Here is a 12,696-nt window from a genome sequence, read left to right on the forward strand (position 1 = left end):
CCGCCTGGTTGAACGATCGCTTTGATGCCGTGTTTGGCAGCATATTCCACGCTGTCGTTCATCGGGAAGAAAGCATCACTCGCCAATACAGCGCCTTCGATGGCGTTGGCCGCTTCAGCTTGCTCGATTGCGATTTTGACGGATCCGACACGGTTCATCTGGCCTGCGCCGATGCCGACTGTCTGTTTGCTGTTTGCCAATACGATGGCATTGCTCTTCACGTGTTTAACAACTTTCCAGGCGAAATCCATTGCTTTCATTTCGTCTTCAGTCGGTTGACGTTCGGTCATGACTTCCCAATTAGCAGGCACGTCTTCTGTGTTGATGTCTTGCGTCTGTTCCAACATGCCGCCCAATACGGAGACAAATTCTTTTCCGCCTGCTTTTGCAGCCGAGAAATCCAAAGTCATGATACGGACATTTTTCTTCTTGAATAAAATGGCTAGAGCCTCTTCCGTATAGCTTGGCGCCAGAACGATTTCCAGGAACATGCTGTTCAGTTTTTCGGCAGTCGCCACATCCAAAGGACGGTTCGCAACCACAATGCCACCGAAGATGGAGACAGGATCAGCTGCATAGCAACGATCGAAGGCTGCATCGATGTCGTCTGCGATACCGACGCCGCATGGATTCATGTGCTTAACGGCAACCACAGCCGGCTCGTCAAATTCGCGGGCGATACGGATAGCTGCATCAGCATCTTTGATGTTGTTGTAGGACAATTCTTTTCCGTGCAATTGGACCGCACTAGCGATCGAGAACGGCACAGCCAACGGTTCTTGGTAGAAAGTCGCGGTTTGATGGCCGTTTTCTCCGTAACGCAGGCTCTGTTTCAGATCATAAGTCACTGTCAATTTTTCAGGTTCGGTTTCGCCGACCACATTAGTCAAATATTGCGCGATCAAAGCATCATAGCTGGCTGTATGACGGAACACTTTTGCAGCCAAAGCTTGGCGCGTCTCGAAAGTCGTTTCGCCTGCAGCTTCCAATTCGGCAAGGACTTTTGCATAGTCGATCGGATCGGTCAAAACAGTTACGCTTGCGTAGTTCTTAGCCGCGCTGCGGAGCATGCTTGGGCCGCCGATGTCGATGTTTTCGATGGCATCAGCCAAAGTCACATCGTTTTTGCTGATCGTTTCTTTGAACGGGTAAAGGTTGACGACAACGAAATCGATCGGTGCAATATTGTGCTCTTTCATGGCTTGCATATGGTCCGCAAGATCACGTCGGCCCAAAAGTCCGCCATGGATCAGTGGATGCAACGTTTTTACGCGGCCGTCCATCATTTCAGGAAAGCCGGTTACATCCTCTACGGAAATAGTCGGTACGCCTGCCTCTTCCAAAGCCTTCTTCGTTCCGCCAGTTGAGATGATTTCGATTCCTTTTGCTGCTAGTGCCTGCGCAAATGCTACAACGCCTGTTTTATCTGAAACACTGATCAATGCTCTTGTCACTGTGTGTCACTCCTTAAATTTATGATGGATTAATGCGGTTTTAACAAAAGGAAGGACTTCCGCAAGCGCGGAGTCCTCATCCATTTTGTTAGCCTTTATTCTTTTGAGCCAATTGCTGGATCACTTGCGGGAAAATCCGGTGCTCCACTTGATGGATACGGGTCTCCAAAGTCTCCAGCGTATCCTCCGGAAGGATCGCCACTTTTTCTTGGGCGATGATTGGGCCGGTATCGACCCCTTCATCAACGAAATGGACAGTGACGCCGGTATCCGGAACGCCTGCTTCGAAAGCGTCCTGGATGCCATGCCGACCCGGGAAATCCGGCAGCAAGGACGGGTGGATGTTGACGATGCGGTCGGCGTAGGCCGATAGCAAAGTCGGTCCAACGATCCGCATATAGCCGGCCAAGACAACCAAGTCGACCTTCTCCTCAGCCAAATGCTTCAAAATTTCATTTTCGTAGGCGACCCGATCCTCGAAGCCTTTCGGCGTAAAGGAGATCACCGGGATATTGTATTGTTTGGCGCGCTCGATCGCATATGCTTTCGGCTTGTCGCAGAACAGGAAAGCGATCGTCGCATCCACTTCGCCTGACGCGATGGCTTCGGCGATGGCTTGAAAATTCGAGCCGTTTCCTGAAGCAAAGACAGCTATCCTCATGCTTGAGCCTCTTTCAGGATAACCTCTTTTTCTGATGTTTTTGCAGCCACAGATCCGATCACGTATGCTTTTTCATCATTCTCGGTCAGAACGCCGAGCGCTTCCGTTAAGTTTTCGGGAGCGATTGCCAGCACCATGCCGATGCCCATGTTGAAGATTTCGTACATTTCAAGAGCCGGAATCTTGCCGATTTTTTCCATCACTTGGAAGATCGGCAAGACAGGCCAGCTGCCTAATTTGATTTCCGCTTGGACGTTCTCAGGAAGCATGCGCGGCACGTTTTCGACGAAGCCGCCGCCTGTGATGTGGGCAACGCCATGCAGCAGCTGTTTTTTGATCAACGGCAATAGAGCATTCACGTAGATTCTTGTAGGCGTCAATAAAACGTCGCCCAATTCTTGGTCTTCGATGCCTTCAACCTTGTCGGCCAATTTGTAGTCATTGTCCTTGAAGAAGATTTTGCGCACCAAGGAGTAGCCGTTCGAGTGGATGCCTGACGAAGGCAATCCAACCAACACATCCCCTTCTTTGATCAATGCAGGTGTCAACAAAGCATCTTTTTCCGCAATCCCTACCGTAAATCCAGCCAAATCGAAATCTTCCGGATCGTACATATCGGGCATTTCAGCTGTTTCTCCGCCGATCAGGGCAGCTCCGGCTTGGACGCAGCCTTCAGCTACGCCAGCAACGATCTGCTCCAATTTTTCCGGACGGTTTTTACCGACAGCTACATAATCCAAGAAATAAAGAGGTTCTGCACCTTGCGCTACGACATCGTTGACGCACATTGCGACACAATCGATCCCGATCGTATCGAATTTTCCGGCTTCGATGGCCAGCATCAGCTTCGTGCCGACACCGTCCGTACCCGATACAAGCACAGGTTTTTTGTAGTTCAATTCAGAAAGGTCAAAGTTTCCGCCGAATCCGCCGACTTCGCCAAAAACGCCTGGACGTTTTGTGCGGTCGATGTGTTTCTTGATGCGGCTTACTGTTTCATAACCGGCTGTGACATCCACACCCGCTTTTGCATATGCGTTTTCCATCAAACTTGTCCTCCCTTTAGATTCTCTTTTTGGATAGCTGTCATATTGTTCACGTAATCCGCTTCATAGTCATAGAGCCCAGTCGGGTAGTCCCCGTTGAAGCTGTCCATGCACAAGCCAGAATACGGCATATCAAATTTCAAACCGATTGAATCGATCAGACCCTCTTGGCTAAGGAAAGACAAGCTGTCCGCACCGATGTATTCACAGATTTCATCTACGGTCATTTTAGCGGCGATCAGTTCGGCTGACTTGCTGATGTCGATGCCGTAAAAACTTGGGTAGATCAAAGGCGGAGAAGAGATGCGGACATGCACTTCTTTGGCTCCCGCTTCTTTCAATAAAGTCACGATGCGTTTGCTGGTCGTCCCGCGCACGATGGAATCATCCACCATGACGACGCTCTTGCCTTGGACGACGCCTTTTACGGCGGACAACTTCATTTTTACGCCCAATTCGCGCAGCTCCTGCGTCGGTTGGATGAACGTACGTCCGACATATTGATTCTTGATCAGTCCCATTTCGTAAGGCGTTCCGCTTTCTTCCGCGAATCCGCTCGCTGCGGACAAGGAAGAGTTGGGCACACCGATGACGATATCGGCTGTCACTGCAGGTGCTTCGATGGCTAAACGCGTTCCCATCCGCTTGCGCGCAGTATGCACATTCACGCCGGCAATATTGGAATCCGGACGCGCGAAGTAGATATACTCCATCGCAGCGATGGAGATGGTTGTATCGTCGGTATATTTTTCGATCGTCAAGCCGTTGTCGTCAATGATCGCCAGTTCGCCGGCGTTGACGTTGCGGACAAAATCAGCGCCGATCGTATCGATGGCACACGTTTCGCTGGCCATCACATACGCGCCATTCGGCAATTGGCCGATGACAAGCGGACGGAATGAATTCGGATCGACGGCACCGAACATTTTCTCTTCGGTCAAAAGGATATAAGTGAAGCCGCCCTTAACCTGATTCAAGCTCTCTTTAATCTTTTCGATCAAGCTGTCTTTCTGGCTGCGTCTGATCAGATGCATCAGAACTTCCGTATCCGAAGTCGAATGGAAGATGGCGCCATTTTCCTCAAGATTGCGGCGTAATGATTTGGCATTCACCAAGTTGCCGTTGTGGCAAATGGCGATGTCCATATCATAGAAATGGTACAAAAACGGCTGCACATTTTCGATGCTGTTCTGTCCGGAAGTGGAGTAACGCACATGCCCGATGGCACGGTTTCCGGTCAACCTCTGCAGATCATTTCCGTCTTTGAAGACTTCGCTGATCAGACCAAGATTGCGGTGCACCAACAATTTCCCTTCATCACATGAAACTATCCCTGCACCCTCTTGTCCGCGGTGCTGCAAGCTGTGCAAACCGAAGTAAGTCAACTGGCTGGCATTGTCGTCTCCCCAAATGCCGAATACGCCACATTCTTCGTTTAAGCTTTTTGTTTCAGCAAGCATGGAATAGCCTCCTCCCATTTCGTTTGTACTTCTTTCACGTCTAAATTGATTGTTTCGTTCTCGGCAGCGATTTTTGCGACAGCGTCAGCAGTCACTGTTCCGATTTGTGCAGCAGCTGATCCGAAGATCGCTTCCACAGCGGCAACATTTTCAGGTTTCACGGTCAGGATGAAGCGTGATTGCGTTTCGCTGAACAACAACGTTTTATCCATGGCAACCGTTACGTCAAAACCTAGGCCAGTGTCAAAGACGCTCTCCATCAAGCCGACAGCCAAGCCGCCTTCTGATAAGTCATGCGCGCTTGCGATCAGACCAGCTTTGATTGCTTTCAGCACATTCGCTTGGTTCTCTTTTTCGACAGCCAAGTCAAAGTCCATCAGTTTTCCTTCGATTTTGCCCAATTCCATTTTTTGCAGTTCGGAACCGTTGAAGTCAGCTTTTGTATCGCCGATCAGGATAATGCGGTCGCCTGCAGTTTTGAAGGCTTGCGTAGTGATGTGCGCAAGATCCTCGATCAAGCCGACCATACCGATCATCGGTGTCGGATAAACGGCCACGCCGTCGGTTTCATTGTAAAGGGAAACGTTCCCTGAGATGACAGGCGTATCCAATTGGCGGCAAGCTTCAGAGATACCGTCTGCGGAAGTGCTTAATTCCCAGAAAATTTCTGGCTTATCAGGATTTCCGTAGTTCAAGCAGTCTGTGATCGCCAATGGTTTTCCGCCGCTGGCAACGATGTTGCGGGCAGCTTCAGCGACAGCGATCTGTCCGCCGATTTCCGGATTCAAATACAGGTAACGGCCGTTGCAGTCCGTTGTCATTGCGATCGCTTTTTTGGTGCCGCGGACGCGGACGACTGCAGCATCGCTTCCTGGGCCTACGACCGTGCTGGTGCGGACCATGGAATCATATGTATCATAGACGCTCTTCTTGGAAGCCAGCGTCGCTTGTTGCAATAAAGCCACTAATGTATCCTGCGCTGATGTGAAGACAGGTTTGTAATCTTCCATAGCTGCGAATTCAGCGATGCGGGCAGGCACTGCAGTCGGTTTGTAGTAGACCGGTGCGTCTTCAGCCAAAGCATCAACCGGAAGTTCAGCCACCACTTTGCCTGCATGGGATAGACGGTACATGCCATCATCGGTAACTTCACCGATCACGACTGCATCCAATTCATATTTTTTGAATAGGTCGACGATGCGTTGCTCTTCGCCCTTCTTGATGCACAACAGCATACGCTCCTGCGACTCGGAAAGCATCATTTCGTAAGGTGTCATTTCTGTTTCGCGCTGCGGAACGTCATCAAGGTTCAACAACAAGCCGCTGCCTGCTTTTGAAGCCATTTCCGAGCTTGAAGAGACCAATCCGGCAGCACCCATGTCCTGGATACCAACCAAAGCGTCGGAGTAGTCATAAATGCATTCCAAACAAGCTTCCATCAATAATTTTTCCATGAACGGATCGCCGACTTGGACAGCCGAACGTTGAGCTTCTTCCTCTTCCTTGAATTCTTCGGAAGCGAAAGTGGCACCATGGATACCATCGCGGCCTGTTTTTGCACCCACGTACATGATCGAGTTGCCGACTCCGGCAGCTTGACCTTTTTGCATATCTTTTTGATCGATCAAGCCGACGCACATTGCGTTGACTAACGGATTGCCTCTGTAGCAAGGGTCGAATACCGTTTCGCCGCCGACAGTCGGGATGCCGATACAGTTGCCGTAACCGCTGATGCCGGCAACGACTTCTTCGAAGATGTGTTTCGTGCGCTCATTGTCCAATTCGCCGAAACGCAAAGAGTCCAGGATCGCAATTGGGCGTGCGCCCATGCTGAAGATGTCACGGATGATTCCGCCAACACCGGTAGCTGCGCCTTCATAAGGCTCGATAGCTGATGGGTGGTTGTGGCTTTCCGCTTTGAAAACGACAGCTTGGCCGTCGCCGATATCCACGATACCAGCGCCTTCACCAGGTCCTTGCAATACTTGCGGGCCGGTAGTAGGGAATTTTCTCAGGACTGGTTTTGAATTTTTATAAGAACAGTGTTCGCTCCACATAACGGCAAACAGGCCAGCTTCAGTATAATTCGGCAAACGATGCAAAATTTTATCGCAGATTGTGCCGTACTCTTCGTCTGTCAGACCCCATTCACGATAAATTTTGGATTCTTTTACTTGTTCTGGCGTTGGTTCTAAAAATGCCATTATTTGTTCAGCTCCTTCTTATAATTTTCAACCATGGATTGGAACAGGCGCAGGCCGTCCGCTGATCCCAGTAAAGCTTCGACAGCACGCTCCGGGTGAGGCATCATGCCTAGGACGTTGCCTTTTTTGTTGATGATGCCGGCGATGTCTTCGATGCTTCCGTTCGGGTTGCCGTTGGCATAAGTGAATACGATTTGGTTATTGGCTTTCAGGTCCGCCAAAGTCTCTGCATCGCAGAAGTAGTTTCCTTCACCATGCGCGATCGGAACAGAGATGATTTCGCCTTCTTTATAGAGGGAAGTGAATTGCGTATCGGCATTCACGACTTTAAGATCCTGCGGTTTGCAGACGAACTTCAATGTGTCATTGCGGCGCAAAGCACCAGGCAATAAGCCGGCTTCAGCCAAAATCTGGAATCCGTTGCAAGTGCCGAATACAGGCTTGCCTTCTTCAGCGAAACGAACAACTTCGCTCATGATGTTTGCAAAGCGGGCAATCGCACCTGTACGCAAGTAATCGCCATAAGTGAATCCGCCGGGCAATAGGACAGCATCGAAACCTTCAAGGCTTGTTTCATAATGTTGCACATACTCTGCATCTTCTCCAAGAATATCTTTAATGGCTGCATACATATCTAAATCACAGTTAGATCCAGGAAAAACGATGACAGCGAATTTCATTAAGCTTCAACCTCCTGGATTTCATAACGGTAAGTTTCCATAACCACGTTAGCCAGCAACTTGTCGCAGATCTCTTCGATGACTTGTTCAACGTTCTCTTCATCTTTGGAGACTTGGATTTCAAAATATTTTCCGATGCGGATATCTTCGATTGTCGGGTAGCCCATACGGTGGACGGCACCCTTCACGGCTTCCCCTTGCGGATCCAATACTGAGTCTTTATACGTTACATACACGGTTACTTTATACATGTCCAAATTCCTCGCTTTTGTTTTTTTATTTTTTTGTTTTTTTGTTTATTCGTTGGTTGCATTCGGATGGCTTACATTTTGTTCAGGCGGTCCAGCACTTCCACGTAGACTGGGATCAGATCTCCCAAGTCACGGCGGTAGATGTCTTTATCCAAGTGTTCGTTCGTTTCGATATCCCAAAGGCGGCATGTATCAGGTGAGATTTCATCAGCCAGGATGATTTCTCCCTCAGCAGTCTTGCCGAATTCGATTTTGAAATCGATCAGGCGGATGCCGATTGCCTTGAACATCTCGATCAAGGCTCCATTGATCTTCAGCGCTTGCTTCTTGATTTCCGCAACTTCTTCTTCAGTTGCCGCTCCCAGAACTTGTACATGGGCATCGTTGATGAAAGGATCGTTGAGCGCATCGTCTTTGTAATAGAACTCCAAAACAGGGAACGGCAAATCGATGCCTTCCTCCATGCCGAAGCGTTTCGCGAAGCTTCCTGCGGATACATTACGGACAACCACTTCCAATGGAAACATATTGACTCTTTTTACTGATTGTTCGGTTTCTGATAGTTCTTGGATGTAATGGCTCGCGATACCCTTTTCAGCCAGATACTCGAAGATACGGCCGGTGATCTGGTTGTTGAGTCTGCCTTTGCCCTCGATAGTGTCCTTCTTTACGCCGTTTAATGCGGTAGCTTGATTTAGGTATTCTGCCCAAAGGACATTTTCCTGATCTGTAGCGTACATCTTTTTAGCTTTCCCAGTATAAAGCAATTCTTTTCTTTCCATCGTTCCCGTCCCTTTCTAAATCCGAACATTAATTTGTATAAACGCCTTATTCATTCGTTTATATTGTATCATCTGCCACCCGCTTGTCAATGGGATTTTCATGAAAATTGAAATAAATTCCGGTTTTTCTTCACTGTTTCCAAGGCATCCGGTGTACAGAAAAAGGCCGGAACCGTAGTCCCAGCCTTTCCATCAGTCGCCTAAACCAAGTCTTTCGAATACTTCGTCGACGTGACTCAAGTGATAGTTATAGTTGAAGGCATCAGCGATGTCTTCTTTCGTTAATTTTGCCATAATGACTTCGTCCGCTTCCACCAATGGACGGAAATCGGTCTGATTATCCCATGAGAGGGCAGTCTTCGGCTGTACCAAGTCATAAGCTTCTTCACGGCTCATGCCTTTGTCGATCAATTTCAACAGAACGCGTTGGCTATAGATCAAGCCGAAAGTCGCATTCATGTTGCGGAGCATATTCTCAGGGAACACTGTCAAGTTCTTGATGATGTTCGCAAAACGGTTCAATTGGTAGTTCAACAATGTCGTTGCGTCCGGCAGGATGATCCGTTCCGCTGAAGAGTGGGAAATGTCGCGTTCATGCCATAAGCCTACATTCTCGTAAGCAGTGACCATGTAGCCGCGGATGACGCGCGCAAGGCCTACCATATTTTCGGAACCGATCGGGTTGCGTTTGTGCGGCATAGCTGAAGAACCTTTTTGGCCCTTCGCGAAGAATTCTTCCACTTCACGGGTTTCCGATTTCTGCAGTCCACGGATTTCAGTAGCGAAGCGTTCGATGCTTGTCGCAATCAGAGCGATCGTTGCCATATATTCGGCATGCAGATCGCGCGGCAGAACCTGCGTCGAAATTTCTTGCGGTCTTGTGCCCAATTTTTCGCAGACGTACTCCTCAACGAATGGCGGGATGTTTGCGAAAGTCCCAACAGCCCCGCTGATTTTCCCTGCTTCAACGCCTTTAGCTGCGTGTTCAAAACGCTCGATGTTGCGTTTCATTTCCGAATACATGGTAGCCAGTTTCAATCCGAATGTCGTAGGTTCCGCATGTACACCGTGCGTACGGCCCATGCAGACAGTCTTTTTGTGTTCTTTCGCTTTTTCGCCGATGATTTCCAGCATGTTCTGCAGATCCTTGCGCAGGATATCATTGGCTTGTTTCAATTGGTAACCGTAGGCAGTATCGACCACATCGGTACTCGTAAGGCCATAGTGGACCCATTTTCTTTCTTCTCCCAGCGATTCGGAAACGGCGCGTGTGAACGCCACTACATCATGTCTGGTCTCTTTTTCGATTTCAAGGATACGGTCGATGTCAAAAGTTGCATTCGCGCGGATTTTAGCCACGTCTTCCGCAGGGATTTCGCCTAAGGCAGCCCAAGCTTCATCAGCCAGGATTTCGACCTCCAACCAGCATTTGTAACGATTGTATTCGGACCAAACCTCAGCCATCTCAGGGCGTGTATAACGTGTAATCATTTTAAATTGTTCCTCCGTTCCAGATTCGGGTGTTGTCTATTTCTTTTAAGGTTGCTTCTTGATCATCCGTCAAAATGGTGATATGTCCCATTTTTCTGTCTGTGCGTGATTCCGCTTTGCCGTAGTAATGGAAAGACCAATCCGCTTTTTCTTCCCGCAGCGCGATCGTGCCTTCCATATGCTGTCCAAGGATATTGACCATGATGGCAGGCGACAATTGCCGCGCTGTCGGCATCGGCAATCCGGCGACTGCTTGGATATGGGCATCAAATTGGGAAACGTTCATTGCTTCGATTGTGTAATGGCCCGAATTATGCGGACGCGGCGCCAACTCATTGATGAAGATCGTGTCATCCGCTGCCAGGAACATTTCGATGCCAAGCGTACCCACCAATTGAAGCGCATCGGCAATCTGGTGGGCTGCTTTGTTTGCTTTTTCGGCTACCGCAGCTGTGACGCGGGCCGGCACAATCGATTCGTGCAGAATATTATTGATGTGGATATTTTCGGAAACCGGGAATACTGTAGCTTCGCCTTTTTGGTTGCGTACGATCATGACCGAAAGCTCTTTGGTGAAAGGAACCCAAGCCTCCAAAACGCAGATGCTGTCCGCCGCCAACTTCATGGCTTCTTCTTTATCCGCTTCCGATTTCAGGACAACCTGTCCCTTACCATCATACCCGAAACGGGTCGTTTTTAAAACACTCGGATAGCCGATTTTGGCGATGGCCGCATCCAGTTGTTCCGCATTTTCAACTACTGCGAATTGCGCAATCGATACCCCGGCGGATTGAAGGAATTCCTTCTCCTTGATGCGGTCTTGCGTAATCGTCAAAATTCCGCTGCCTTGCGGAATGCTGGACAGTGTTTCCACTTCCTGCAGCGCTGCCGCATCGATATTCTCAAATTCGAATGTCACGACATCGGATTTTTCAGCCAGTTCACGCAATGCCACCGCGTCAGCGTATGCCGCCTGGATGTGCCAATCCGCTACTTGGGCTGCTGGGCAATTTTCGCCCGGATCCAAAATCCCGACGGTGAATCCCATCCGCTTCGCAGACTGAGCCAGCATGCGCCCTAATTGCCCCCCGCCGATGATGCCGATTACGTCATTTGGTTTCAGTACTTTATACAAGGTCTTCACTGCTTTCCAATACTTTTTGTTTTAAATCTTCACGTCTCTTTTCCAATTGATCGGCCAAATCTTGATTTTCGATCGAAAGGATTTGCACCGCAAGCAGACCGGCATTGATTGCCCCTGCTTTGCCGATGGCTACCGTCGCAACCGGAACACCGCCGGGCATCTGGACGATGGACAACAAAGAATCCATGCCGCTCAATGCGCGCGATTGGACTGGAACACCGATGACCGGAAGCGTCGTTTTCGCAGCGATCATACCCGGAAGGTGCGCTGCGCCGCCTGCGCCGGCAATGATGACTTTCGTTCCCGCAGCCCGTGCTTGTTCAGCAAAGGTGAACATCAGATCCGGTGTCCGGTGAGCCGAAACGACCTTCTTTTCATAAGCGATGCCGAATTCATCCAGTATCAAGCAAGCTTCTTTCATAGTTTCCCAGTCAGAAGTACTACCCATTACGACAGAAACAATCGTATTCATCCATTTTTCCCCCATTATCAATTTTTCATTTTTAATATAGCACATCATCTCTCATTATTCCAAACGTTTTTGGTAACAATTGGTGTTTTCGTTCGGAAATAATCTGTTTTGATTCCAATCCGGAGAATGGATACCCGAAGTTTGCATTAAAAAAACGCCGCTTTTTTTATTCAAAAATCAACTCTTCCGCCCCATAAATGGCAATAATATGATAAAATAACCATATGCAAACCCTTCCAAACTAAAAAATTACTGATTTCCTTTTTATTTCTGTTTTAATCCTATAGAATAAAATGGAATAATATTATTAAATATGTTTTCTTTCAACTTACTTATTTTATTTCCAACAAACCCATCCACTCACAGGAGGCTCGATGATCATGAATAAATTCTTCGATATCTATATGGATTTGAGAAAAAAAATTGAGCATGCAGAATTCGAAACCGGATCCCTGTTGCCCAGCGAAAAGACCCTTTCGGACCATTATAAGGTTTCACGGGAAACAATCAGAAAGGCTTTGGCGCTGTTGCTGGAAGGTGGCTATATCCAGAAGAAGCAGGGCAAAGGTTCGATCGTACTGGACATCCGACGGTTCAACTTCCCCGTTTCCGGGCTGACCAGTTTCAAAGAGCTGCAGGATTCCCAGCAGATCCCGAATGAAACGATCGTCATCAAGAATAAGCTCGAGACCATTCCGGAATTCCTGGCTGAAGATCTGAAGGTGGATCCCGGCCGAGAAGTGATTTCCCTCATCCGGTTGCGGAAGATTGCCGGGGAAGTCGTCATCATGGATAAGGACTACCTCTTCCATGACATCATCGAACAGATCCCTTCCGAAGCTGCCGAAAATTCGATCTATGCGTACTTGGAGAATGAATTGGGCCTGAATATCGCTTATGCCAAAAAGGAATTCGTCGTAGAGGCGGCGACACGGGAAGATCACAAGCTGATGGATCTGAAGGATGACACACACGTCGTCGTCGTCAAGAGTGAAGTCTATCTGGAAGACACCCGTCTGTTCCAGTACACAGAGTCGCGCCATCGTCTGGA

At 48.8% G+C, this 12,696-nt stretch carries 12 protein-coding genes; 1 reads left to right on the forward strand and 11 read right to left on the reverse strand.

The window, feature by feature from the left end:
• From purH to purE, 11 genes are all read right to left on the reverse strand, one after another.
• Positions 1-1,454: bifunctional phosphoribosylaminoimidazolecarboxamide formyltransferase/IMP cyclohydrolase (gene purH, locus WBV27_RS04195; protein ID WP_424199703.1), on the reverse strand; the 1,454-nt coding region annotated here is incomplete at its 3' end.
• An 88-nt stretch (positions 1,455-1,542) separates the two neighbouring features.
• Entirely contained in the window at positions 1,543-2,115 is a 573-nt protein-coding gene (purN, locus tag WBV27_RS04200) for a phosphoribosylglycinamide formyltransferase (RefSeq protein ID WP_424199705.1), read from the reverse strand.
• A complete protein-coding gene (gene purM, locus WBV27_RS04205) occupies positions 2,112-3,161 on the reverse strand; it encodes a phosphoribosylformylglycinamidine cyclo-ligase (RefSeq protein WP_119092476.1) in 1,050 nt (349 codons plus the stop codon). Before purM ends, purN begins: the two co-directional genes overlap by 4 nt.
• The gene (gene purF, locus WBV27_RS04210) at positions 3,161-4,621 is read right to left on the reverse strand and encodes an amidophosphoribosyltransferase (protein ID WP_086628700.1); all 1,461 of its coding nucleotides are present in this window, start codon (positions 4,619-4,621) and stop codon (positions 3,161-3,163) included. The genes purM and purF overlap by 1 nt, the downstream gene beginning before the upstream one ends.
• A complete protein-coding gene (purL, locus tag WBV27_RS04215) occupies positions 4,597-6,825 on the reverse strand; it encodes a phosphoribosylformylglycinamidine synthase subunit PurL (RefSeq protein ID WP_424199708.1) in 2,229 nt (742 codons plus the stop codon). The genes purF and purL overlap by 25 nt, the downstream gene beginning before the upstream one ends.
• Positions 6,825-7,505: a phosphoribosylformylglycinamidine synthase subunit PurQ gene (purQ, locus tag WBV27_RS04220; RefSeq protein ID WP_086628702.1), complete on the reverse strand. Its 681-nt coding sequence runs from the start codon at positions 7,503-7,505 to the stop codon at positions 6,825-6,827. The genes purL and purQ overlap by 1 nt, the downstream gene beginning before the upstream one ends.
• Positions 7,505-7,756 (reverse strand): phosphoribosylformylglycinamidine synthase subunit PurS, encoded by a 252-nt coding sequence (gene purS, locus WBV27_RS04225; protein WP_068562113.1) that lies wholly within the window; start codon positions 7,754-7,756, stop codon positions 7,505-7,507. The genes purQ and purS overlap by 1 nt, the downstream gene beginning before the upstream one ends.
• A gap of 71 nt (positions 7,757-7,827) precedes the next feature.
• Complete coding sequence (purC, locus tag WBV27_RS04230; protein ID WP_424199710.1) at positions 7,828-8,538, reverse strand: phosphoribosylaminoimidazolesuccinocarboxamide synthase; 711 nt, start codon at positions 8,536-8,538, stop codon at positions 7,828-7,830.
• Between the two features lie 192 nt (positions 8,539-8,730).
• Positions 8,731-10,029, reverse strand: coding sequence for an adenylosuccinate lyase (gene purB / locus WBV27_RS04235; protein WP_086986327.1), 1,299 nt, complete (start codon positions 10,027-10,029; stop codon positions 8,731-8,733).
• 1 nt (position 10,030) lies between these two features.
• Complete coding sequence (gene purK, locus WBV27_RS04240) at positions 10,031-11,173, reverse strand: 5-(carboxyamino)imidazole ribonucleotide synthase (RefSeq protein WP_424199713.1); 1,143 nt, start codon at positions 11,171-11,173, stop codon at positions 10,031-10,033.
• Positions 11,157-11,645 (reverse strand): 5-(carboxyamino)imidazole ribonucleotide mutase, encoded by a 489-nt coding sequence (gene purE, locus WBV27_RS04245; RefSeq protein WP_119092472.1) that lies wholly within the window; start codon positions 11,643-11,645, stop codon positions 11,157-11,159. The genes purK and purE overlap by 17 nt, the downstream gene beginning before the upstream one ends.
• Before the next feature lie 380 nt (positions 11,646-12,025).
• Between purE and treR the strand changes: the two genes are divergently transcribed.
• Positions 12,026-12,696: trehalose operon repressor (treR, locus tag WBV27_RS04250; RefSeq protein ID WP_424199715.1), on the forward strand; the 671-nt coding region annotated here is incomplete at its 3' end.

Source organism: Trichococcus sp. (assembly GCF_049589555.1).
Lineage (GTDB): Bacteria > Bacillota > Bacilli > Lactobacillales > Aerococcaceae > Trichococcus.

Bases quoted from the DNA above. Each gene is read 5' to 3' on its own strand.
- purE (WP_119092472.1), bottom strand. From the start codon at position 11,645: ATGAATACGATTGTTTCTGTCGTAATGGGTAGTACTTCTGACTGGGAA.
- purC (WP_424199710.1), bottom strand. From the start codon at position 8,538: ATGGAAAGAAAAGAATTGCTTTATACTGGGAAAGCTAAAAAGATGTAC.
- purL (WP_424199708.1), bottom strand. From the start codon at position 6,825: ATGGCATTTTTAGAACCAACGCCAGAACAAGTAAAAGAATCCAAAATT.
- purS (WP_068562113.1), bottom strand. From the start codon at position 7,756: ATGTATAAAGTAACCGTGTATGTAACGTATAAAGACTCAGTATTGGAT.
- purB (WP_086986327.1), bottom strand. From the start codon at position 10,029: ATGATTACACGTTATACACGCCCTGAGATGGCTGAGGTTTGGTCCGAA.
- purQ (WP_086628702.1), bottom strand. From the start codon at position 7,505: ATGAAATTCGCTGTCATCGTTTTTCCTGGATCTAACTGTGATTTAGAT.
- purF (WP_086628700.1), bottom strand. From the start codon at position 4,621: ATGCTTGCTGAAACAAAAAGCTTAAACGAAGAATGTGGCGTATTCGGC.
- purM (WP_119092476.1), bottom strand. From the start codon at position 3,161: ATGGAAAACGCATATGCAAAAGCGGGTGTGGATGTCACAGCCGGTTAT.
- purN (WP_424199705.1), bottom strand. From the start codon at position 2,115: ATGAGGATAGCTGTCTTTGCTTCAGGAAACGGCTCGAATTTTCAAGCC.